We start from the raw sequence: 22,852 nt of genomic DNA, 5'->3' as shown, positions 1-22,852 counted from the left end.
CAGCCTGATCAATCCGGCCAAGCCCGCCGGAGATCAAACGGCGACTGCGCTGTTACACCAATCCAAGGGACACGATCCCCTGTTGCAATGAGCGAGGTGGATTGCACAGTGGTCGGCTTCCCTCTAGTGCCCCGATTCGGAAGTTCGCAACCTCATTCCCAGACTGCGTTCGAACTTCCGTATCGATGAGGGCACTAGCAACTCATTGTTTCTAGTGTGGTTCACGAATTCGAAGTTCCTAATATCGGGTGCGAAAAAATGATAGGAACTTCGAATTCACCACACTAGCATTCGGTCTCCTTTCCTGCCGGAGTCCACCATGACATTGACCGCCGCCGACGAGATCCGCATCCAGGAGCTTGTGACCGTTTTCCGTCGCATCGGCGAGGAGCGGATGAAGGATCTGGGCCTCTACAATCCGGCGCTGGAGGTGGAGGCGGTGGGCTTCCGCCGCTGGGACGGCTGGCTGGCGGGTATCCTGGTGACGCCGTGGTTCATGAATTTCCTGCTGCTGCCCTGCCCGCCCGACACCGGCCTAGCCGGAGCCGAAGTGGGATCGCGCCGCCGCATCAATATGCCCAAGGGCGAGGTGATCTTCCTGGTGGGCGATGGCGAGGAACTGGGGCCTTACCTGTCCAATTCCATCCACTCTCCCATGGGGCAGTTCCCCGACCACGGCGCCGCCTCGACCACCGCCTGGGCCGCGGTGGGGCCGTTCTTCCTGGAGCCCGGCGAGGCCCCCGCCGCCGATTGCGGCTTCGGCTGGGGTGTCAACCGGGGGCCATGACGGACTCTGTCATCCCGAGCGAAGCCGAGGGATCTCCTCCCGACCCGGTGGCGAGAACCGGGATGCGGCATGTCAGGCTGGGATTCCTCCTTCCGCTGGTCGTCGGAATGACAGGTTTCGCCTCGACCTCCGGAGCGGAAGAGTCCTTCCTGGCCTGCTCCACCTGCCCGCCCATGGTGGTGATACCGGCGGGCAGTTCGGTGATGGGAGACGACAGTTCCAACTTCGCCAATGAGAAGCCCGCCCGCCCGGTGGTTATCTCCCGGGCTTTCGCCCTGGGCCGCACCGAAGTCACCTTCGACCAATGGCAGGCTTGCGTCGGCGATGGCGGGTGCAAGGGCGGCCAGGACGATCACGGCTGGGGCCGGGGCCAGCGACCGGCCATCAACATGACCTGGGACGAGGCCCGCGCCTTTGCCCGCTGGGTGGCGCGCAAGGCCGGGCTGTCCTGCCGCCTGCCCACCGAGGCGGAATGGGAATACGCCGCCCGGGCCGGAACCACCTCCGGCTTCTGGTGGGGAGACAAGGCGGGCGGCAGCAACGCCAATTGCCGCGACTGCGTCGCGGGCGATCCCCATCCCTACGGCACCAAGCCGGTGGGCAGCTACAAGCCCAATCCCTGGGGCCTGTTCGATATGAGCGGCAATGTCTGGGAATGGACCGCCGATTGCTGGTCTCCGACCCACGCCGCGCCGCCGCCCAACGAAGAAAATTGTCCCGAAAAGGTGGTCAAGGGTGGGTCATGGTACTATTTCTCCGCCATGTCCCGCGCCTCGGCCCGAGCCAAGAACGACGCGAGGGCACACAGCTACAATATCGGTGTCCGAGTGCTCTGCGAGTTGCCATGACCCCTCCTCCTCCCGCCGCTCCGCGTTCCCTGCCCCGCCGCCTGTTGTCGCTGCTGCTGGTGCCGCTGGCCGTGGTGATCATGCTGGTGGAGGAATATCTGTGGGCCGGTCTGAAGGCCATCATGGCCCGGCTGGGCCGCCTGCCCCTGGTGGCGAGGCTGGAAGCCCGCATCCAGGCCCTGTCGCCATGGGGGGCCGCGGTCGTGTTCGTCATCCCCGGCGTGCTGATGCTGCCGTTCAAGTTGGTCGCCCTGTGGGCCATGGCCCAGGGGCAGGTCCTGCTGGGGATCGGTGTGCTGCTTGCCGCCAAGCTGACGGGAACCGCCCTGTTCGCCCGCCTCTACACCCTGTGCAAGCCGACGCTGATGACGGTGGGATGGTTCGTGCGGCTGCACGACGCGGTGAACCGGGCCAAGGCCTGGGCCCATGCCAAGCTGGACTCCTGGCCGATATGGCGGCTGGCGCGGCGCAGCATCCATCGCCTGATGGTCATGGTCCGCGCCGCCTTCGCTGGATAAACCTACTCGATCAGGCCGCGACGGATGGCATAGGCCGCCAGTTCCGCCGAATTGTGCAGGTCCAGCTTCTGCATGATCTTGGTCCGGTGGGTTTCCACCGTCTTGATGGCAATGCCCAACTGGTCGGCGATCTCGCGGTTCTTCTGCCCCCCCGCGATCAGACGCAGCACCTGGCTTTCGCGGGCGGTCAGCGAGCCGCCGCCGATCTCGGCCCCTTCCAGGTATTCCTTGACCAGATCGGAAGACAGGCCCGGCCCCAGATAGGTCTTGCCACCGCAGACGGCCGTGATGGCCGCCATCAACTCGCCATGGCCGAGCTTCTTGAGGGCGTAGCCGTCGGCACCGGCGGCCAGGGCCTCGGCGACCCGGCGTTCGCAATTGGCGGTGGTGAGAACCAGCACCTTGACCTGGGGGACCTGCTGCTTGATCCGCCGCGTGGCCTCGACCCCATCCAGTTCGGGCATGGACAGATCCATCAACACCACGTCAGGAAGCAGCGCCTTGGCCATGGCGAGCGCACCCTTGCCGTCCTCGGCCTGCCCGACCACGGTCACGTCGTCGGTCGCCAGCAGCGCGACCAACCCCTGGCGGACCAGTTCCTGGTCCTCGGCAATCACAATGCGCACCGTCACAGTCGATCTCCTCCGCCCCAAGGGATCATGATCCAACCATATTCGTAGAGTTTGACTAAATTTATCCCTATCGCGCAAGTTACTGCACGAGCCCCATGGGAAAGTCTATGATGCATTTCACATTTCCCACCGGAGCGGATTCAGTCCCCATGAAGATCGCCGTCGCCGTCAGCAATGATTATCGCAAGGTAACCGGACATGCGGGCCGCACCCGCAAATGGCTGGTTTTCGAGGTCAACGACACCGAAGTGGCGCCGAATCCGACCCGGGTGGAGTTGGAGCCCGACATGGTGTTCCACCACTTCGACGACCAGGGACCACATCCGCTGGACGGCATCACCGCCGTGATCACCATCTCGGCGGGCGAAGGCTTCGTCAAGCATATGGGCAAGCGCGGCGTCGAGGTGGCCCAGACCGCCGAAACCGATCCGGCCAAGGCGGCGGCCGACTATCTGGCCCATTGCCTGTCGGACCCCAAGCCCAGGCCCATCGGCGCCCTGATCTGCAAGGCGCTGGACCTGTTCTCGAAGCATTGATGCCGCAATGAAAAAGCCCCGGGCCGAGGCCCGGGGCTCATCCTTGGCATGACACTCCGTATTACTTCTTCGGAATGCCGTGCTGCATGAAGTTGTCGAAGCCGGATTCCGCCACCCGGAACCAGGCAAGCTGGTCGGCCTGGAAGGCCTTCCAATGCTCCCACACCTTCTTGAAGGCGGGGTTCTTGGCGGCCTCCTCGGCATAGGTCTCCTGGGCGGCGTTGTAGCAGGCCACCATGATGTCCTTGGAGAAGGGACGCAGTTGGGTTCCGGCGGCGATCAGCCGCTTCAGGGCCGCCGGGTTGAAGGCGTCATACTTGGCCTGCATGTCGGTATTGGCCTCGACACAGGCCGATTCGAACACCGCCTGGTAATGCTTCGGCAGCTTGGCCCATTCGTTCAGGTTGACCATGAACGACACGTTGGGGCCGCCTTCCCACCAGCCGGGATAGTAGTAGAAGGGCGCGACCTTGTTGAAGCCCAGCTTCTCGTCGTCATAGGGACCGACCCATTCGGCGGCGTCGATGGTGCCCTTTTCCAGGGCGGGATAGATGTCGCCGCCGGCGATCTGCTGCGGCACCACGCCCAGCTTGCTCATGACCTTGCCGGCATAGCCGCCGATGCGGTATTTGAGGCCCTTCATGTCCTCGACCGTCTTGATCTCCTTGCGGAACCAGCCGCCCATCTGGGTGCCGGTATTGCCGCCGGGGAACAGGGTGATGTTGTAGCTCTTGGCAAATTCCCGCATGAGCTGCAGACCGCCGCCATGGTACAGCCAGGCATTCTGCTGGCGGGCGTTCATGCCGAAGGGCATGGAGGCGTCGAAGCCGAAAGTCGGATCCTTGCCCACATAGTAATAGCTGACGGTATGGCCGCACTCCACGGTGCCGTTCTGGACGGCGTCCAGCACCTGGAGGCCGGGAACAATTTCGCCACCGGCGAAGACGCGAATCTGGAACTTGCCGTCAGTGGCCTCGGCGACACGCTTGGCCATGACCTCGCCGCCGCCATAGATGGTATCCAGGCTCTTGGGGAAGCTGGAGGCCAGCCGCCACTTCACTTCCGGCATGGATTGAGCGATAGCCGGAGCGGCAATCGTGCTGGCGGCCGCGCCCACGGCGGCGGTCGTCAGAAATTTCCGTCTTTCCATTGACGTCTCCTTGTCTGTCTTTTTCACCGGCTATCCCGGTGTTGGTGAAGAGTATCCTACAGCATGGGTATGGTAACGCAATCCGCAAGGCCTGCCATTCTCAGGATACGCTTGCTCTATGGCCGATGGGAGGGCACAGTCCGGTCGATTTTTCCTCCTTCGGCATGGATGAGCTGAATGCTAAGAGGTCTTGCGGTTGCTCTGGTGGGATGGTGCTGGCGCCATGCCAAGGCCGTTTCGGCGGGTTCCGTGGCGGTGGCGGTGCTCCTGGCCCTGTTTGCTGCCAATCATTTGGGCCTGGACACCGATGAAAGCAAGCTCATCTCCAGCGATTTGCCGTTCCGCAAGGCCGAGCGGGTCATCGAGCAGGCCTTTCCCCAGCACAGCGACCGGCTGGTGGTCATGCTGGACGGCCCCACCACCGAACTTGCCGAGGATGCGGTCGAGCGCCTGATGTCGGCGCTGCTCGACAGCAAGGGCAGGATCGTGATGGTGGAGCGGCCGTCGGAGGAGATGTTCTTCCGGCGCAATGGGCTGTTGTTCCTGTCCCCCTCCGAGCTTGTGACGGTGACGGAAAAGCTGATATCCGCCCAGCCCATGCTGGCGGCGGTGGCGCGCGATCCCTCGCTGCGGGGCCTGCTGGCCTCGGTGGACATGATGCTGCAGGGCGTCAGCCACGGCCAGGCCCGTATCGAGGATATCGAGCCGCTGCTGAGCCAGTTGGATCGGGTCGCCGGACCGGTGGCGGCAGGCCAGCGGGTCACTCCCATCGACTGGCAGGATATGATGGCGGCGGGACCTCGCCGCGATGCTCCCCGACGCTTCTTGTTGGTGCAGCCCAAGCTCGATTACGGTGAGTTGGAGGCGGGATCGGATGCCAGCCGCTTCATTCGCGAAACCGCCCAGCGCCTCAACCTGACTCCGGAACACGGATATAATCTCCGCCTCACCGGCTCGGTGGCATTGTCGGATTCCAACTTTGCCACCGTCACCGAAGGCGTCGAACTGTCGGCACCGCTGTCGGTGGTCATGGTGGTCGGGTTGCTGTTCTGGGGAGTGCGCTCGGGTCGCGCCGTGGCCGCCATCATGGGCAGCCTTCTGTTCGGCCTGATCGCCACCGCCGCCTTCGCCGCCGCCACGGTGGGCAGCCTGAATCCCATTTCGGTGGCCTTCGCGGTGCTGTTCGTCGGCATCGGCGTTGATTTCGGCATTCAGTATGTCACGGCCTATCGGGCCGCCCATTTCGAGAATGCCGACATCGCCAAGGCCGCCACCCAGGCCGCCGCCGCCATGGCCTCGCCCCTGACCCTGGCCGCCGTGGCCACCGCCGTCGGCTTCCTGTCCTTCCTGCCCACCGATTACACCGGCGTGTCGCAGTTGGGCCTGATCGCGGGCGGCGGCATGCTGATCGCCCTGGCCACCAGCTTCACCCTGTTGCCCGCCCTGCTGGCCCTGATGCCGCCGCCGCCCGAGCGGGAAGCGGTGGGATTGAAGCTGGGTGCCGCCGATGCCTGGCTGCAGCGCCATGCCCGCGCCATCGTCCTGGTCGCCAGCGGCCTCAGCCTGCTGGGCGCCGCCCTGGTCCCGTCCATGCCGCTGGATTTCGACCCGCTGCACCTGCAAGACCCCAAGGCCGAGGCGGTGGCCGCCTTTACCGAACTGGCCAAGGACCCCGACTCCGGCGTCTACGGCGTGGAAACCCTGGCCGCCTCGCCCGCCGAGGTCCCCGCCCTGATGGCCCGGCTGGAAGCCCTGCCGCAGGTGCTCCGGGTGATGTCGGCGGCAACCTTCGTTCCCGAGCAGCAGGAAGAGAAACTGGCCATCATCGCCGACGTGGCCGGTGTCCTGGGGCCGAGCCTGGCCCCCGCCAAGGTGCTGCCCGCCCCCTCGGGCGAAGAGCTCCAACCCATTGTCGCCAAGGTCGCCGAGCAACTGGCCGCGGCCGCGCCAACCCATGCCCTGTCGCAGCGTCTGGCAAAGTCGCTGACCGCCATCGCCAATGGCGGCCCGCAGGCCACGCTGAAGCTGCAAGCCCATACCGCCGCCGGCCTGCCGACCCTGGTGGCGGGCTTGCGCCGTATCCTGTCGGTCGAACTGCTCACCCTGGAGACCCTGCCGCCAGAGCTGACCCGCGACTGGATCGCCGCCGATGGCCGCACCCGCCTGCGCGTCCTGCCCAAGGAGGACATGGGAACCCAGGAGGCCCGCTCGCGCTTCGCCCAGGCGGTCACCAGCGTCAGCCCGCTGGCGTCGGGCGCCCCCATCGCCATGGAAGAATCGGGACGGGTGGTCATCCGGGCCTTCGCCGTGGCCGGCATCGGCGCCTTGATCGCCATCGGCCTGTTGCTGGGCATCATGCTGCGCCGGGTCGTGGACTCGGCCCTGGTGGTGGCGCCGCTGGTCATGGGGGCGCTGTGCACGGTGCTGGCGGCCCGGCTGTGCGGCCTAGCGCTCAATTTCGCCAATGTGATCGCCCTGCCCCTACTGCTGGGCATCGGCGTCGCCTTCAACATCTACTTCGTGGTCAATTGGCGCAATGGCGTGACCAGTCACCTGCAATCGCCCACCACAAGGGCCGTGCTGTTCAGCGCCCTGACCACCGGCTCGGCCTTTGGCAGTCTGGCCGTCTCGCCCCATCTCGGCACCGCCTCCATGGGAATCCTGTTGTTCCTGTCGCTGGGTGTTTCCGTGACGGCGACCTTCGTGGTATTGCCCGCCATCTTCCATCTGCTGGGAAAGCCCAAGTCTTGAGCGCCAAACGCCTGATCGTCACCGCCGATGACTTCGGACGCGCCGTCCCGGTCAACGAGGCGGTGGAGGATGCCCATGTCAACGGCATCCTGAGCGCCGCCAGCCTGATGGTGAATGAAGCGGCCGTGGAGGACGCGGTCGAGCGCGCCCGGCGCCTGCCCAAGCTGGGGGTCGGACTGCATGTCACCCTGGTGGACGGAATCCCCGCCCTGCCGCCCGAGCGGATTCCCGATCTGGTCGGCCCCGATGGCCGATTCACCCTGGACCTGGTGGGGCTGGGCACCCGCATCTTCCTGCGCCCCGCCGTCCGCCGTCAGGTCTCGGCCGAGATGCGGGCGCAGTTCGAGCGCTTCAAGGCCACCGGCCTGCCTCTCGCCCATGTGGACTTCCATCACCATTACCACCAGCATCCCACCGTGTTCCAACTGGTGGTGCCGCTGGCGGTGGAATATGGCGCGCCGGGCATCCGCATCCCCTATGAGCCGCCGCTGCTGTCCCACGCCGCCCAGGGAGACAAGCTGGGAACCCGGCTGATGAACGGCCTGTTCCATTGGCGCCGCACCCAGGCCATGCGCAAACTGGCCCGCCGATCCGGACTGGCGGTCAACGACCGTGCCTTCGGAGTCAATGACAGCGGCGCCATGACCGCCGAGCGGGTGGCCCGCTTCCTCGACCACCTGCCCGACGGCCTGTCCGAGATCTACAGCCATCCCGCCACCCGCCATTGGGACGGCGACCGGGCCATGCCGTCCCATTACCTGGTGGACCAGGAATACCGGGCGTTGATCGATTCCGGCAACCGCGCCCGCGTGCGGGATGGCGGCATCGTTCTCACCACCTTCGCCGCCCAGGCGGCCGCGTCATGAGGGCCGCCGCGCTCCGCCTCGGCCTCATCGCCCTGATCCTGGCCATTGCCTGGTGGCTGCGCGACGGCTTCGGCGACGTGGCCGGTGCCCTGGATACCGCCGGAGTGACGGGGGTGCTGATCCTGTCGGCCTACCACATCCTGCCGGTGGCCTTGTGCGGGCTGAGCTGGGCCGCGCTGCAGGACCAGTTGCCGACCCGGCTCTTCATCCTGGGCCGCTGGATCAAGGACGGAGTCGGCGAATTGGCCGGTTTCATGCCGTTGTCGGGCGAGGTGGTCGGCATCCGCATGATGAGCAAGTTCGGCATGCGCACCGCCGATGCCAGCGCGGTGATGATGGCCGACATCACGTCCGAGGCCATCGGCCAGATCATCTTCAGCCTGCTGGGCGTGGCCATGTGGATGACCAACTTCCCCGACGCCGAGGTCACCCGCTGGGCGCTGATCGCCCTGGCCATCAGCATTCCCGGCGTGGCGGCCTTCATCGCGCTGCAGAAGTCGACGGTGGTCCGTTTCCTCGAAACCCTGCCCGCCAAGCTGGCTCCCCAGACCTGGGAAGCCCCCGAGGCCGAGGCAGGGGTCCACGCCGCCATCCACGCCATCTATGCCGACCGCAAGCGGGTGGCCATTTCGGTGTTCTGGCATTGTGTCGCCTGGGTGGCCGGTGCCGCCGAGGCCTGGGTGGCCATGCAGCTGCTGGGCCACCCCATGAGCCTGGAGGATATCCTGGCCATGGAAAGCATCATCTTCGCCATACGCAGCGTCGCCTTCGTGGTTCCCGGCGCCATCGGCCTGCAGGAGGGCGGCTATGTCCTGGTGGGCGGCCTGCTGGGCCTCTCCCCCGAGCTCGCCCTGGCGCTGTCGTTGCTCAAGCGCGGCCGCGAGCTTATGCTGGGCATCCCTTCGCTGCTGGCCTGGCATTTCGTGGAACACGCCGCCGCCCGCAAGCAGGCCGAGGGCTGAGGGATGGATTTGTTTTTCAGAGGGGTTTGAAAACATGAAGAAATTCATTCTGACTTTTACCGTGGTGCTGGGCCTGACCATCGGCGCCACCCCTGGTTTCGCCGCCGGAGCCATCGCCGTCGATGACGAGGCTGGGGCCAAGGTGTCCGAAGTGGGCTACGGCATCGGCACCGGTTCCACCCGCGAGGAAGCCGGGGCCGACGCCATGCGCGAATGCAAGAAGGCGGGCAACAGCAACTGCAAGGTCGCGGTTCGTTACGACACCTGTGGTGCCTATGCCGCGTCCAGGGACTATTCCGGCATCGGCTGGGGCAGCAGCGAAAACACCGCCAAGGCCAATGCCCTGGAAGCCTGCGGCGCCGGCTGCAAGGTCGTGGTTTCCGACTGCCAGTAATATCACCCAATGCGAAAGGGCCGCCCCATGGGGCGGCCCTTTCTTTTTTGCTCCGGCCTCAGCAGGCCTTGGCGGCGTTGCGGGTGCGCAGGAACTGGAAGAACTCCACACCCTCGCGCAGGCGGCGCTTCATCATGTCCCAGTCCTGGAGCATCTCCCAGACGATCTCGCCGATCTTGCCGGGGCGGAAATAGAACGCCTTGTAGAACTCGGCCACGCCCTGGAAGATCTCGTCGCTGGTCAGGTCGGGATAGCTGAGGGCAGCGGCCTGCCAACCACCGGCATCACCCTTCATCAGCAGGTCCTTGTCCTGCTTGAACCAGCCATTGGCCAGGGCCTGCTCGTAGAGCTCGGTGCCGGGATAGGGCGCCGCCATGGACACCTGGAGGGTGCGGGGATTGACCTCCTTGGCGAATTCCAGGGTCTGCTTGATGGTCTCGCGGGTTTCGCCCGGCAGGCCCAGGATGAAGGTGCCGTGGACGACGATGCCCAGTTCGTGGCAGTCCTTGGAGAAGCGCTTGATGATGTCGATGCGCAGGCCCTTCCTGATATTGTTCAGGATTTCCTGCACGCCCGACTCATAGCCCACCACCAGCACCCGCAGCCCGTTGGCCTTGAGCACTTCCAGGGTCTTGCGGGGAATATTGGCCTTGGCGTTGCACGACCACGGCACGCCCAGATGGCCGATGCCGCGCGCGATTTCCTCCACCCGCTCCAGATCGTCGGTGAAGGTGTCGTCGTCGAAGAAGAACTCCCGCACCTCGGGGAACATGGCGCGGGCCTGCTTGACCTCCTCGATGACGGAAGCCGCGCTGCGGGCGCGATAGACCCGGCCGCCGATGGTCTGCGGCCACAGGCAGAAGCTGCACTTCGACTTGCAGCCACGCCCGGTATAGAACGACAGATAGGGATGGCGGATATAGCCGATGAAGTAGTCGTCGGGGTTGAGGTCACGGCGATAGACCGGCGCCACATAGGGCAGCGCGTCCATGTCGTGGATCAGCTCGCGATCCTTGGTGTGGACCACCGCGCCATCCGGGCCGCGGAAGGTCAGGCCGTCGATCTCGGCGAAGGGCTTGCCCTCGGCGATCTCGACAATGGTGTAGTCGAATTCATGACGGGCCACGAAGTCGATGGCGGTGGACGCCAGCAGCGAGGGCTCGGGCACCGTCGCCACATGGGCGCCGACCATGCCGATCATGATATTGGGATTGGCCTGCTTGAAGGCCTCGGCCACCTTGCATTCCGAGGCATAGGTGGCGGCGCTGGCATAGATCACCAGCAGTTCGTAATCCTTGGCCAGCTTCAGCACGTCGTCCAGGGTCTTGCCGCTGGCAGGCGCGTCCACCAGCTTGGAACCGGGCACCATGGCGGCCGGTTGGGCCAGCCAGGTGGGGTACCAGTTGGACTTGATCTCACGCTTCGCCTGGAACCGGGCTCCGGCGCCTCCGTCGAACCCGTCGAACGAGGGCGGATTGAGGAACAGCGACTTCTTCATGGTGCAGACCCTTCAACAAGCTCAAGTGTGCCGTCGCGCCGCACGACGAACCGGCGGCCACGCCATATCACAGTCCGGCCGCAAGATGCGACAACATAGACGAGGAATGACAGAATTTCTCGTAAAGCCAATAGTCCCAATGGGGACTTGGGCAGGCCCAGGGCGCTCTCCTGGACGCGGACGGCGCCCAGGCGGCAGGCGCAGGCCAGGCCCAGCCCGACCAGCGATGCCAGGCTGCCCCATCCCGCCAGCACCGCCAGCAGGGCCAGCGCCACCGGCTGGGTGATGACCGAGGCGAGATAGCCCGCCCGGTCCACCGCCGCCACGGTGCGGCCCCAGCGAACCTCGTGGGCCAGCAGGGTGGCGAAGTCGCCTTCGTGAACCATGATATCCACCGGCCGCGCCGCCAGCGCGATGGTCAGACCCTGCTGGCGGGCGAGATGGCCCAGCACCCAGTCGTCGGCCAGGACGTCGGCCAGGGCGGCGAGCCCCCCCGCCTTGTCCAGCACATCCCGGCGCACCGCCATGGTGGCGCCGAAGCAGCCATCCTTGCGACCGATGGCACGGGCGAGCAAAGCCGAGGGCAGGAAGCCGTGATTGATGCCCAGCGCGCCCAGCGCGCTCCACAGCCCCGGAACCGCGCGCCCCACATAGAGGAAGGTGACCACTCCCACCTGGGGATCGGCGAAGGGTGCGGCGATCTGGTCGAGATAGGAGGGGGCGACCCGGATATCGCTGTCGGCGATGGCGATCAGGTCGTGGCGGACCTTGGGCCACATGTTCAGCAGGTTGGCGACTTTGAGATTACGGCCATGGGAGGTGGCATCGGCCACCGTGACCAGTTCGGCCCGCTCGGTGCCTTCCAGCCTCGCCACCTCGGCCAGGGCGGGGTCATCGGGCCGCTGCACCCCAAACACCATCTGGAAGGCGGGATAATCCTGCTCCAGGCACGAGGCCAGATTCTCCGCCATGCCCGGCTCGGCGCCGCAAAGCGGCTTCATCACGCTGACCGGGGGACGGCTGGATGGCACGGGAACAGGCGCGGCCATGAAGCGACGGACCAGCAGCGCCGAGACCACCTGATACAGGCAGCCACAGGCGCAGGCCGCCAGCAACAGCAGCGACAGCCCCTGCCCCACCCCGTCCAGCATGTTATTTCTTTTCCATAGCGGCGGTCTTGCCCTGGATGACCTCGATCAGGCCCGCAAGTCCCTTATCGCGGAAAATGGCGCCGAATTCGGACCGCCGCACCGCCACCTGGCTGACCGTGCCCTCGAACAGCACGTCGATGATGCGCCAACGGCCCTGGTCGGGGCGCAGCACATAATCGATCTGGGTGGCATTGCCGGATTTGGGCACGATCCAGCTCTGGACGACCACCGCCCCGGCGGTGGTGGGATGCGGCCGGGTCTCGCCCAGTTCGAAGGCCTCGCCATCCCAGGCCTCGAACTGCGAGGCATAGGTGGCGGCGGAGAAGTCGGCATAGACCGCCACCAGCCGCGACAACTCGTCCGGCGTCAGTTTGGCGACGGAAACGGTACCCAACATGGACTTGGTGATGGTGGTCAGGTCATAGGAGTCCGACACAACGGTGCGAAACTTCTCGAAACGGCCCTTGAAGCCCAGCTTGGGCCCGGCCTTCATCACCGCCAGAAGCTGATCGTTGAAGCCCTTCACCGTCCCGTCGGCCTCGGCCGCCACGGCGGGCGCGGACAGGGTCACGGCCACGAGCAGCAGCAGGATTCGGACCCAGGAAGGCGACGACATGACGGTGGACTCCCTCGAATAATTAGACCGCTGCCATACCATATCTTGGGATGGCTGTCCCGTATCGAAAGCCCCTACCCGCAGAACTGTTGAACTTTGGCTTTGCCCCCCTGTATAGTCCGGCCGCCCATTCAGCCAGTCAGAGTGCGATCCCTTGGCCGTTCCCCTGCTCCAGTCCCTCCGCATCGGCATGTATGTCATGCGCCAGCATTTTTCCGGCGTGAAGCGCTATCCGCTGGTGCTGATGATGGAACCGCTGTTCCGCTGCAACCTGACCTGCGCCGGATGCGGCAAGATCGACTATCCCGACGCCATCCTGAATTCCCGCATCTCGGTGGAAGAGGCGTTGGCCTCCATCGACGAGTGCCCGGCCCCGGTGGTGGTGATGGCGGGCGGCGAGCCCTTGCTGCACCGAGAGATGGACCAGATCGTCAAGGGCGCCATCGCGCGCAAGAAGTTCGTCTATCTGTGCACCAATGCCCTGCTGCTGGAAAAGAAGCTGGACCTGTTCGAGCCCAGCCCCTATTTCACCTGGACGGTGCATCTGGACGGCGACCGCGACGACCACGACCGCGCCGTGTCGCGCGAAGGCACCTTCGACCAGGCGGTCTCGGCCATCAAGGCGGCCAAGGCGGCGGGCTTCAACGTCAACATCAACTGCACCTTGTTCAATAACGCCGATGCCGATCGCATGGCGAAGTTCTTCGACTACGCCCATTCCATCGGCGTCGGCGGCATCACCATTTCGCCCGGCTACGCCTATGAGCGGGCGCCCAATACCGAGCATTTCCTCAACCGCCGCAACACCAAGGAACTGTTCCGCCGCCTGTTCCGGCTGGGCAAGGGCAAGAAGTGGGTGTTCACCCAGTCCTCGCTGTTCCTGGACTTCCTGGCGGGCAACCAGACCTATCAGTGCACGCCCTGGGGCAATCCGACGCGGAACGTGTTCGGCTGGCAGAAGCCCTGCTATCTGCTGGGCGAGGGCTATGCCAAGACCTACAAGGAACTGATGGAGGAGACCGATTGGGACTCCTACGGCGTCGGGCGCTATGAGAAATGCGCCGACTGCATGGTCCATTGCGGCTTCGAGGCCACCGCCGTCACCGATACGCTCAGCAATCCGCTGAAGGCGGCCTGGGTGGCGCTGAAGGGGCCGGATACCGAAAGCCCCATGGCCGCCGACATCCCCCTGGACGGACAGCGCCCGGCGGTCAACAACTACGACCAGCTGCTGGCCGAGAATCTGGAAAAGCTACACGCCGAGGGTCGGACCAACAATCTTCAGCGAGTCTCGCAGGGCTGACAAGGCGGCGCGGCTGTCCAGTCCGACCCGGATCAGCCCCGCCAGCTCCCACGGCCTGCGCGCCAGACCGGCCAGCACCGCGCCGATGCGGGGATTGCCATCCTCGTCCAGCGCCGCCATGGCGGCGCGCGGCAATGACCGGCTGGCGGGATCGGCCACGGTGCGCAGCACCGCCAACGGAATGCCTGCCCGCGCGGCGACCCGTGCCACCGCTCCGCTTTCCATGTCGACGATGACCGCTCCATGATCGGTGAACAGCCGATGCTTGGCCTCGGTGCCGCCGATCACCCGGTCGGCGCCAAAGACCAGCCCGGCGCGGGAAAAGGGAATGACCGACAGCAGTCGAGACGCCCACGCCCCGTCACACGCCACCACCGCTCCGTCCACATGGACACCGCTGCCCACCACCACGGCGCCCGGTTCCAGCGCGGGGTCGAGCCCACCGGCGATGCCGATACTGATCAGGGCATGGGCGCCCTGGTCGAGCAAGGCTTGCGCCAGGGACTCGGCCCGGGCGGGCACCGCCCCGGCGCAGGCCAGCTTGGGGCCGGGCGGAATCAGCGCCGCCTCGCTGGTCATGCCGACGATGACGCCGACGGTCATGGCCGCCACCACCCACCCCTCCCCCGGCCAGGCCGGGGGAGGGAGAAGAGGCGGCTAAAGGGCATGCATCACCGGCCCGGCATTGCCGGTGGTGAGGTTGCGGTAGCGGGCCAGGGCCCAGACCGGGAAGAACTGGCGATAGCCGTGGTAACGCAGATAGAACACCCGGGGGAAGCCCACGGCGGTGTAGAGTTCCTCGTCCCACAGGCCCTCGGCATTGCGGGTGCGGATCAGGTAGTCGATGCCGCGCGCCACCGCCGGGCTGGCCACCTCGCCCGCCGCCATCAGGCCGAGAACCGCCCAGGCGGTCTGCGACGGCGTGGATTCCTTGGCCTCGCCGCGCGGCTGGTCGGTCCAGTAGGACCGGCCGTCCTCGCCCCAGCCGCCGTCTTCCCGCTGCTTGCTTTCCAGCCACTTGACCGCCTTGCGGATGGCGGGGTGGTCGTGGGCCAGACCGGCGGCGTTCAGCGCACACAGGCTTGACCAGGTGCCGTAGACGAAATTGGTGCCCCAGCGGCCGAACCAGGAGCCGTCCTTCTCCTGCTCGCGCAGCAGATAGTCCACCCCGGCATGGGCGGTGACGTCGGAGTGGCGCTTGCCCATCACCGAAAGTACCGAGACGCAGCGCGCCGACACGTCGGCGGTGGGCGGGTCCAGCAGGGCGCCGTGATCGGCGAAGGGAATGTGGTTGAGGTAATGGGCGGTGTTCTCGGCGTCGAAGGCGCCCCAGCCGCCGTCCTTGCACTGCATGCCGCGCAGCCACACCGCGCCCTTGCGGAGATTTTCCTCATAGGCCTTGGGGTCGAGGCGATCCATGGCCGCCATCACCACGGCGGTATCGTCCACATCGGGGTAATGGGGATTGGCGTATTGGAAGGCCCAGCCGCCGGGCTCCAGCCCCGGGCGCTGCGCCGCCCAGTCGCCGACCACGTCGGTGATCTGGCGTTCGGCCATCCAGTCGCAGGCCTTGCGCGCCGCCGCTTCCGCCTCGGGACCACCCACTTCGAGGATGGCATGGGTGGCGAGGGCGGTATCCCAGATGGGCGACAGGCAGGGCTGCACCCAGACGCGATGGCCCTCGTCGACGATCAGGTTGCGGATGGACTGCTTGGCGGTGACCACCCTGGGGTCGTCCTTGGGCACGCCCAGCACGTCGTACATCAGCACCGAATTGACCATGGCCGGGAAGATGGCGCCCAGCCCGTCGAGGCCGTTCAGACGCTCGTCGACGAAGGCCACCGCCTTGTCGATGGCCTTCTTCTGAATGCTCTTGGGGAAGAAGCGATAGACCTTCTGCAGCACCATGTCGATGCCGCGGAACAGATAGGCCCAGTTGGAGCGCACCTCGTCCAGATACCAGTTGGTCACCTTCTCTGGCGGGGTGACGAACAGTTCACGGATATGGATGCCCAGCGGATTGCGGGCCTGGGGCCGCAGCGTCATCAGCACGGTCAAGGGCGCGATCACCGTGCGCGACCAGTAGCTGACCTTGTCCAGGTGGAAGGGGAACCACTTGGGCAGGATCATGATCTCGACGGGCATGATGGGCACGCCCTTCCAGGGAATCTGCCCGAACAACGCCAGCAGGGTGCGGGTGAAGACATTGGCGGTGGCGGCGCCGCCATGGGCCAGGATGGCTTCCCGCGCCCGCACCATATGGGGGGCGTCGATGTCGTCGCCGATGGCCTTCAGGGCGTAATAGGCCTTCACCGAGGCGCTGATGTTGAAATCGCCGCGATGGAACAGCGGCCAGCCGCCATGCTCCTCCTGGATATCACGCAGATAGACGCCGATCCGCTGTTCCAGTTCGGGGTCGCGCTCGTCCAGATAATGCAGATACAGCACGTATTCCGCCGGAATGGTGGCATCGGCTTCCAGATTGAAGACCCAGTGGCCATCGGCGCGCTGCTTGGCCAGCAAGGCGGCGGCCGAATCGTTCACCGCCTTTTCCAGGGAGATGGTTTCGTTGATAGACACGGTCGTACCTCAGTCGCTCTAGAGCAATCCGTGGCGCAGGATGCACCATATCTTGAAAGCCTTGGACACCTTGACCGGTGGATCGCGGGGGACGAAGCCCTCGGCTTCCACCTTGTTGAAGATTTCCCGATACATTTCCTTCATCAGGGTGGCGGGCCGCATGGCGGCGCGCGAGCACTCGGCCATGGCGGCGTCCGAGGCCTTGAAATAGCCCCGGGCGGTCTCGCCCAGGTCACGGCAGACCGCCGCCAGATGGGGATGGGCCAGGACCTGCCTGGGATCCCTGTCAGGGATGCCGTATTTGGTCAGCAACTCATCAGGCAGATACAGGCGCCCGATGGCGGCGTCCACCGCCACGTCGCGCAGGATATTGGTCAGTTGCAGCGCCATGCCGGTGGCATTGGCCACCTCCATGCTGCGCGGCCGCAACTCGCCGAACACCCGGGTGGACAGCCGCCCGACGGCGCAGGCCACCCGGTCGCAATACAGCTCCAGCTGCGCCATGGAGGGGCGTACCATCTCGTTGCGGCCGTCCATCTCGCAGCCATCGACCACGGCGACGAAGTCTTCGAGCGGAAGGCCGAAACGGGCCACCGGCCCGGCCAGAGCCTGCGCGATGGGATGGGACGGGGCGCCCGCATACAGCCGGTCCAACTCGTCGCGCCATTCGGCCAGTTGGCGACGCTTGGTCTCCGCCTCTCCCGGTTCATCCGCGATGTCGTCGACCTCGCGGCAGAAGGCATAGATGGCATACATGGCATAGCGGCGTTCCAGGGGCAGCAGCCGCATGCCCCAATAAAACGAGGTTCCGGACGCGCGGACCTTCTCCGCCACCATCTCGTATTGGGCGGGATCGATGGTCAAGGCGGGAGACAGGGCGTTCATGCCGTCTTTCCGTCCTGAACGCGGCCTTTCCATTCGCCCCCCTGCCCCAGATGGTATTTGACGGCGGAATGAAGGGTCGCGCCCAGATAGAACAAGGCGATCAGCGGCAATAACGGCGCCCAGAACGGCCATTGCCGGTAGTACCGCACCATGGGGTAATAGGCGAGCGTCATGGCGGCCCAGGCCAGCGCCCCGGTGGACGCCCCGCCGCCATTGCGGAAGGCCAGCAGCGGCGGCGCCACGAAGACCAGCAGCATGGCCAGAACGGTGCCCAACAGCAGCCAGGGAGAATGGCGCAATTGGGAATAGGCCGAGCGGGAAATCATCTTCCACAGCCCTTCCGGGCCGTCATAGCCGCGCAGGGAGACGGCCTCCTCCGCCAGATCGAGACACAGACTGCCGCCATGGGCCTTGACGGCGGCGGCCAGGGTGCAATCGTCGATCAGGGCGTCCTTGATGGCCTTGACGCCGCCGATTTTCTCTAGCATGGCCGGGCGGATCAGCACATAGCCTCCGGCGGCGGCGGCGGTGGTGCTGCGCGAATCCGACACCCAGGCAAAGGGATAGAGCATGCGGAAGAAGAACACGAAAGCCGGGACGATGGCCTTTTCCCACCAGCTCTCGGTCCGCAGCCGCACCATCAGCGACAGCATATCCAGCCCCTGGTTGAGGGCGCGCGCCACCATGTGGCGCAACTCTCCCTTGCCGTGGCGGATATCGGCATCGGTCAGCAGCAGCAGCCCCGCTTCGGGGCGCCAGACCATGGCGGCAGCGACACCCTGACTTTGCGCCCACATCTTGCCGGTCCAGCCCTCGGGCAATTCCGGAGCCGCGATCACGGTCAGCCGGGCGGCACATCCCATGGACTCGGCGCGGTCGCGGGCCACTTGGGCGGTGCCGTCGCTGGAATGGTCGTCCACCACCACCACCGACAGCGTGCCGGGATAATTCTGCGACAGCAGGGATTCCACCGTTTCGCCAATGGTCTCTGCCTCGTCACGGGCGGGGATCACCGCCACCACCTCGGGCCAGCCTTCCGGCGACGGGAAGCGCTTCGTCGGCTCCACCCGCCAGAAGCCGCCCCGCATGGTCAGCAGCCAGGCCCAGGCACCGGCCCCCGCCAGGCCGACAAGCGACGCCAAACCACTCATGCCACGTCTCCGGTATGCTTGAACCACTCCACCGCCGCCTTCAACGCCTCGTCGGCGGAACGGTGGCGGTATCCCAATTCCCGTTCGGCCTTGGCCGAGGAGAAGAACATCTTCCAGCGTGACATCTTCAGCCCGTCCACGGTGACGAAGGGCTCGGCGCCGGTCAGGCGCGCCCACAGCTCGGCCCCCACCGCCAGCGGATAAAGCGGCAGGCGCGGCAGCTTCATCAAGGGAGGTTTGCCGCCGGTGATACGGGCAATGCGGCCCAGAATATCGGCCAGGGTCAGGTTGTCGCCGCCCAGGATGTAGCGCTCGCCGATCCGGCCCTTCTCCAGGGCCAGCAGATGGCCCTCGGCCACATCCTCCACATGGACGATGTTGAGGCCAGTATCCACATAGGCGGGCATGCGGCCCGAAGCCGCCTCGACGATCATGCGGCCGGTGGGGGTGGGCTTGACGTCGCCCGGCCCCACGGGAGTCGAAGGATTGACGATCACGGCGGGCAGGCCGTTATCGGCCACCATGCGCCGCACCACTTCCTCGGCCAGGAACTTGGACTGCTTGTAGGGGCCGACCTTATCGGAAATGTCGCTGGGTGTGTCCTCGTCGGCGATGCCGCCGTCCACATGGCCCAGGGTCGCCACCGACGAGGTATAGACCACGCGGGAGACCTTCTCTGCCAGGGCGGCCTCCATCAGGGCGCGGGTCCCGTCCACATTGGCGGCCATCATCGCCCGGGGGTCCGGCACCCAGATGCGGTAATCGGCGGCGGTATGGATCAGCACCGAACAGCCATGCATGGCGCGGCGCAGCGAGGCCGCGTCCTCCAGTCGGCCTTCCACCACCTCGACCTTCAAGCTGGCGACGTTGTGGCGGTTGGAATTGGGCCGCGCCAATACCCGCACCTCGGCGCCGCGCGCCAACAGTGCCCGCACGATGGCCGAGCCGACGAAGCCGGTGGCTCCGGTAACCAGGAATTTTCCGTCCATGAGTCCAACACCCTTGGCCCGGGCGAGGCGTCGCCCAGGCGGCTGGCAGGTTAGTTACAACACTTGCCCATGGGGGTCAAATGCCCCGAGAGGGCATCAGGGCAATCGCTTGAAGGAGAACGCTCCCTCTCCCGCTTGCGGGAGAGGGTGGCGCGGCGAAGCCGAGACGGGTGAGGGCGCGCGCGTCGGCGCGCCATTCGACATCAAGTCGCGGCCACCAGGCCCTCACCCCGACCCTCTCCCGCAAGCGGGAGAGGGGGAAAGCGGATATGTTGCCTTCTCCCGATTGCCCCGAGAGGGCATCAGATGATGTCGGCCAGGGTCTTGCCGTCGAAATGGGCCAGGAAAGCACCCAACGCCTGATCCACCAGCACCCGCAGCTTGCAGTCCTGCACCGGGCAGGTATCGCAGGGCTCGTGGCAGGGCAGCAGGGCCAGATTCTCCTGATCGCGGATCAGGCGGCCGAGATTGATCTCGTCCGGTTCACGCGCCAGCTTCAGGCCGCCCAGCTTGCCGCGCACCGTCTGGATATGGCCCAGGTCGGACAAAGAGCGGACGATCTTCTTCAGATGTTCGGCCGAAATGGAATAATAGTCGGCGACCTCACGCACCGTCACCACCCGGTCGCGCGACCGGGCCAGAAAAAGCAGCAATCGGAAGGAAAAGTCGGTGAACTGGGTGATCTTCATGCGACGCCCGCCCAAACTTTGGTCTGGGTCATGCTGCTACAGGCGGCCGACCCGTTCAACCACCTTGGCGACGAGTCCAAGGATTTCGTCATGTCCGATGGTGGGGGCGTGGTCCTCGATGCGTCCAAGGATCTGGTAGAGCACCTCCTCGCCGAACAATCCGCATTTGCCGCGCATGGCATGGGCGTGCTCGGCCAGCGCCGGGCGGTCCTGCAGGTCGGCCAGGGAGCGCAGGGTCTGCTGATCCTTGATCATCTCTTGAATGAAGTTCGGAAGCAGATGCTCCAATCCCTGGGGAATGTTCAACCCCGCCAGGGTATCGACGCAGGGCGCCGCGTCGGTCCGTTCCATGGGCAGCATCTCGGCCATGGCGCCAAGCAGGTCGTTGCGGGCGATGGGCTTGGACAGGAAACGGTCGAAACCGGCATCCTTGGCCCGCCAGCGCTCTTCGTCCGTATTGCTGACCGTCAGCGCGATGATGGGGGTGCGGGGACGGCCGTCACGGGCTTCCATCGAGCGGATGGCGGCGGCGGCCTCGAAGCCGTCCATGCCCGGCATATGAAGGTCGAGCACCACCAGATCAAAAGGTTCAACGGCGGCGGCGAACTTTTCCACCGCCTCGGTTCCGGTGGCGGCTTCCACGATGCTGCAGGCGGTGCCGTCCAGGAAGTCATGGAACACCAACCGCACCAGTTCCACGTCGTCGGCGAACAGGACGTTGGCCCCCCGCGGCGCGCTGCCTGCCGGCCTGGTCTCACCCAACTTGGCATCGAGGCCAGACCGTTCGATCACGAAATCGCGAAACCGGGTGGGATTGAGCGGCGGACTGAAATAATAGCCCTGGCCGGAGTCGCAGCCATTCTCGGTGAGATAGGCCAACTGCGCCTCGGTCTCCACGCCCTCGGCCACCACCTCCAGATGCATGGAATGGCCCATGGCGATGATGGCGTCCACCAAGGTGGCATCATCCAGGTTTTCCAGCATGTCGGCCACGAAGGAACGGTCGATCTTCAAGACATCGACCGGCAAGGTCTTCAGATAGGACAGCGACGAATAGCCGGTGCCGAAATCATCCACCGACAGGGTCACGCCCAGGGCCCGGATGCGATCCAGTTTGTTGATCACCTCCTCGCTATTGGCAAGCAGGAGGCCTTCGGTGATTTCGATGGTCAGCAGGCGCGGCGCCAATTCGGTTTCGGACAGGGCACGCTCGATAATGGTGAGGATGTCGCCCTGCTGGAACTGGCGGGGCGAGATGTTGACGGCGACCCCGATATCGCCCAGGCCGAAGCTCTGCCATTTCTGGGCCTCGCGGCAGGCGGCGGTGAGCAGCCATTCGCCGATGGGCCGGATCAGTCCCAGTTCCTCGGCCAGGGGGACGAACTGTTCCGGGCTGACCACTCCGAGATAGCGGTTATGCCAGCGCAACAGCGTCTCGGCCGCCGTCACCTTGCCGGATTTGAGATCCACCAGCGGCTGGAACACCAGATGGAACTCGTTGCCCGAAAGCGCGCCCGCCAATTCATCGGCAACGCGCGAACGCGCCTGGGCACGGGCATCCATGGCCGGGGTGAAGAAGCGAAAGGTGTTGCGCCCGGCCAATTTGGCCTGCTGCAGCGCCGAGGTGGCGTTACGCATCAACGCCTCGACATCGTCGCCGTCGCCCGGCCACAGGCAGATACCGATGGAGCACGAGATCAGCACCTGATGCTGCTCGATGACGAAGGGTTCCTGCAAGGCTTCGAGCACCCGGCGCAGGATGGTTTCCACCTCGTCGATGGATTGCACGCCGCCCAGGGCGACGGTGAACTCATCGCCGCTGAACCGCGCCGCGGTGTCGCCCTGGCGCAGGCAGCCCTGAAAGCGGCGCGCCGCTTCCTGCAAGACCTTGTCGCCGATCCAGTGCCCCAGCGAGTCGTTGATGTTCTTGAAGCCGTCGAGGCCGATGAACAGCAGCGCCACCCTGGCGCTCTCGCGCCCGGCCATGACCAGGGCCTGAAGCAGGCGGTCGAGGAACAGCGAGCGGTTGGGAAGTTCGGTCAGGGGATCGAAATTATTGCGGCGCCACAACTGCTCGGCATTCTCGCGCGCCTCGGTGACATCGCGGAACACGGCGATGCGGCGCACCACCTTTCCCTTGGAATCCAACTGGGTGGAGACGGAGAGATGGATGGCGAACAGCCGTCCGCTCTTGTGCCGGTCGATAAGTTCGCCGTGCCAATGACCGGTGCGGTTCAGTGTCTCCCACAACTCGGTATAGAAGGCGGCATCCTGCACACCGGAGCGAAGCAGCTTCGGATCGCGGCCGATGACCTCGTCCGCTTCATAGCCGGTGATGGCGGTAAAAGCGGGATTGACGGCGATGATACGGTTCTGGGCATCGGTGGTGACAATGCCCTCGGAGGCATGTTCGAACACCACCTGATACAAGGAGAGTTCATCAACCCGCCGGGAAAGCATCTCCAGGCGGTTTTGCAACGTCTCGTTCTGCTTTGCGGGCACAGCCCCTCCCCGATCAGGCAAGCGAAGACTGTATTCAGCATGCT

At 65.5% G+C, this 22,852-nt stretch carries 21 protein-coding genes; 9 read left to right on the top strand and 12 right to left on the bottom strand.

Annotated elements, in window-relative coordinates:
- The first annotated feature begins 319 nt into the window (after window positions 1–319).
- The 3 genes from hybE (at window position 320) to A6A04_RS07875 (ending at window position 2,153) form a co-directional block, all read left to right on the top strand.
- A complete protein-coding gene (gene hybE, locus A6A04_RS07885; protein ID WP_068491647.1) occupies window positions 320–787 on the top strand; it encodes a [NiFe]-hydrogenase assembly chaperone HybE in 468 nt (155 codons plus the stop codon).
- Window positions 788–894: 107 nt separating this feature from the next.
- Window positions 895–1,635, top strand: coding sequence for a formylglycine-generating enzyme family protein (locus tag A6A04_RS07880; protein ID WP_156612522.1), 741 nt, complete (start codon window positions 895–897; stop codon window positions 1,633–1,635).
- Complete coding sequence (locus A6A04_RS07875; RefSeq protein ID WP_068491641.1) at window positions 1,632–2,153, top strand: hypothetical protein; 522 nt, start codon at window positions 1,632–1,634, stop codon at window positions 2,151–2,153. Before A6A04_RS07880 ends, A6A04_RS07875 begins: the two co-directional genes overlap by 4 nt.
- A 2-nt stretch (window positions 2,154–2,155) precedes the next feature.
- Here the strand turns inward: A6A04_RS07875 and A6A04_RS07870 are convergent, their stop codons facing one another.
- Window positions 2,156–2,785, bottom strand: coding sequence for a response regulator (locus A6A04_RS07870; RefSeq protein ID WP_068491639.1), 630 nt, complete (start codon window positions 2,783–2,785; stop codon window positions 2,156–2,158).
- Window positions 2,786–2,934: 149 nt separating this feature from the next.
- Here A6A04_RS07870 and A6A04_RS07865 point away from each other — a divergent pair, with 149 nt between their 5' ends.
- Window positions 2,935–3,321: a NifB/NifX family molybdenum-iron cluster-binding protein gene (locus A6A04_RS07865; protein ID WP_068491637.1), complete on the top strand. Its 387-nt coding sequence runs from the start codon at window positions 2,935–2,937 to the stop codon at window positions 3,319–3,321.
- A 61-nt stretch (window positions 3,322–3,382) separates the two neighbouring features.
- Here A6A04_RS07865 and A6A04_RS07860 read toward each other — a convergent pair whose 3' ends face one another.
- Entirely contained in the window at window positions 3,383–4,471 is a 1,089-nt protein-coding gene (locus A6A04_RS07860) for a TRAP transporter substrate-binding protein (RefSeq protein WP_068491635.1), read from the bottom strand.
- Window positions 4,472–4,648: 177 nt separating this feature from the next.
- On the opposite strand from A6A04_RS07860, the gene A6A04_RS07855 reads away from it, so the two are divergent.
- The 4 genes from A6A04_RS07855 to A6A04_RS07840 are packed head-to-tail and all read left to right on the top strand — an operon-like array spanning window position 4,649 to window position 9,444.
- Window positions 4,649–7,222: an MMPL family transporter gene (locus tag A6A04_RS07855; protein ID WP_068491633.1), complete on the top strand. Its 2,574-nt coding sequence runs from the start codon at window positions 4,649–4,651 to the stop codon at window positions 7,220–7,222.
- Window positions 7,219–8,088, top strand: a complete 870-nt coding sequence (hpnK, locus tag A6A04_RS07850) for a hopanoid biosynthesis-associated protein HpnK (protein ID WP_068491631.1) — start codon at window positions 7,219–7,221, stop codon at window positions 8,086–8,088. The genes A6A04_RS07855 and hpnK overlap by 4 nt, the downstream gene beginning before the upstream one ends.
- A complete protein-coding gene (locus A6A04_RS07845) occupies window positions 8,085–9,050 on the top strand; it encodes a lysylphosphatidylglycerol synthase domain-containing protein (RefSeq protein ID WP_068491629.1) in 966 nt (321 codons plus the stop codon). The genes hpnK and A6A04_RS07845 overlap by 4 nt, the downstream gene beginning before the upstream one ends.
- A gap of 34 nt (window positions 9,051–9,084) precedes the next feature.
- Window positions 9,085–9,444 carry a DUF4189 domain-containing protein gene (locus A6A04_RS07840; RefSeq protein WP_068491627.1) on the top strand — a complete coding sequence of 120 codons (360 nt, stop codon included), beginning with the start codon at window positions 9,085–9,087 and terminating at the stop codon, window positions 9,442–9,444.
- A 58-nt stretch (window positions 9,445–9,502) separates the two neighbouring features.
- On the opposite strand, the gene hpnJ is transcribed toward A6A04_RS07840, so the two are convergent.
- The 3 genes from hpnJ to A6A04_RS07825 are packed head-to-tail and all read right to left on the bottom strand — an operon-like array spanning window position 9,503 to window position 12,709.
- Window positions 9,503–10,942 carry a hopanoid biosynthesis associated radical SAM protein HpnJ gene (gene hpnJ / locus A6A04_RS07835; RefSeq protein ID WP_068491624.1) on the bottom strand — a complete coding sequence of 480 codons (1,440 nt, stop codon included), beginning with the start codon at window positions 10,940–10,942 and terminating at the stop codon, window positions 9,503–9,505.
- A complete protein-coding gene (hpnI, locus tag A6A04_RS07830; protein WP_068491622.1) occupies window positions 10,939–12,093 on the bottom strand; it encodes a bacteriohopanetetrol glucosamine biosynthesis glycosyltransferase HpnI in 1,155 nt (384 codons plus the stop codon). The genes hpnJ and hpnI overlap by 4 nt, the downstream gene beginning before the upstream one ends.
- 1 nt (window position 12,094) lies before the next feature.
- A complete protein-coding gene (locus A6A04_RS07825) occupies window positions 12,095–12,709 on the bottom strand; it encodes an ABC transporter substrate-binding protein (protein ID WP_068491620.1) in 615 nt (204 codons plus the stop codon).
- 154 nt (window positions 12,710–12,863) lie between these two features.
- Between A6A04_RS07825 and hpnH the strand changes: the two genes are divergently transcribed.
- Window positions 12,864–14,012: an adenosyl-hopene transferase HpnH gene (hpnH, locus tag A6A04_RS07820; RefSeq protein WP_068491618.1), complete on the top strand. Its 1,149-nt coding sequence runs from the start codon at window positions 12,864–12,866 to the stop codon at window positions 14,010–14,012.
- Here hpnH and A6A04_RS07815 read toward each other — a convergent pair.
- From A6A04_RS07815 to A6A04_RS07785, 7 genes are all read right to left on the bottom strand, one after another.
- Window positions 13,962–14,615 (bottom strand): phosphorylase family protein, encoded by a 654-nt coding sequence (locus A6A04_RS07815; RefSeq protein WP_068491655.1) that lies wholly within the window; start codon window positions 14,613–14,615, stop codon window positions 13,962–13,964. The two genes, hpnH and A6A04_RS07815, sit on opposite strands and share 51 nt — an antisense overlap.
- 54 nt (window positions 14,616–14,669) lie before the next feature.
- On the bottom strand, window positions 14,670–16,592 hold the full coding sequence (gene shc, locus A6A04_RS07810; protein ID WP_068491616.1) for a squalene--hopene cyclase: 1,923 nt from the start codon (window positions 16,590–16,592) through the stop codon (window positions 14,670–14,672).
- Window positions 16,593–16,610: 18 nt separating this feature from the next.
- Entirely contained in the window at window positions 16,611–17,477 is an 867-nt protein-coding gene (hpnD, locus tag A6A04_RS07805; RefSeq protein WP_068491615.1) for a presqualene diphosphate synthase HpnD, read from the bottom strand.
- Window positions 17,474–18,628, bottom strand: a complete 1,155-nt coding sequence (locus A6A04_RS07800) for a glycosyltransferase (protein ID WP_068491613.1) — start codon at window positions 18,626–18,628, stop codon at window positions 17,474–17,476. The genes hpnD and A6A04_RS07800 overlap by 4 nt, the downstream gene beginning before the upstream one ends.
- Window positions 18,625–19,617 carry a hopanoid-associated sugar epimerase gene (hpnA, locus tag A6A04_RS07795; protein ID WP_068491611.1) on the bottom strand — a complete coding sequence of 331 codons (993 nt, stop codon included), beginning with the start codon at window positions 19,615–19,617 and terminating at the stop codon, window positions 18,625–18,627. Before hpnA ends, A6A04_RS07800 begins: the two co-directional genes overlap by 4 nt.
- 302 nt (window positions 19,618–19,919) lie before the next feature.
- Window positions 19,920–20,306, bottom strand: coding sequence for an RrF2 family transcriptional regulator (locus tag A6A04_RS07790; RefSeq protein WP_068491609.1), 387 nt, complete (start codon window positions 20,304–20,306; stop codon window positions 19,920–19,922).
- A 36-nt stretch (window positions 20,307–20,342) separates the two neighbouring features.
- Window positions 20,343–22,808: an EAL domain-containing protein gene (locus A6A04_RS07785; RefSeq protein ID WP_245651120.1), complete on the bottom strand. Its 2,466-nt coding sequence runs from the start codon at window positions 22,806–22,808 to the stop codon at window positions 20,343–20,345.
- Window positions 22,809–22,852 lie beyond the last annotated feature (44 nt).

The sequence above is a fragment of the Paramagnetospirillum marisnigri genome, from assembly GCF_001650715.1.
GTDB classification, from domain to species: Bacteria; Pseudomonadota; Alphaproteobacteria; order Rhodospirillales; family Magnetospirillaceae; genus Phaeospirillum; species Phaeospirillum marisnigri.
Note: the sequence above shows the minus strand (reverse complement) of the source record. Positions and strands in the feature narration are given on the sequence as shown.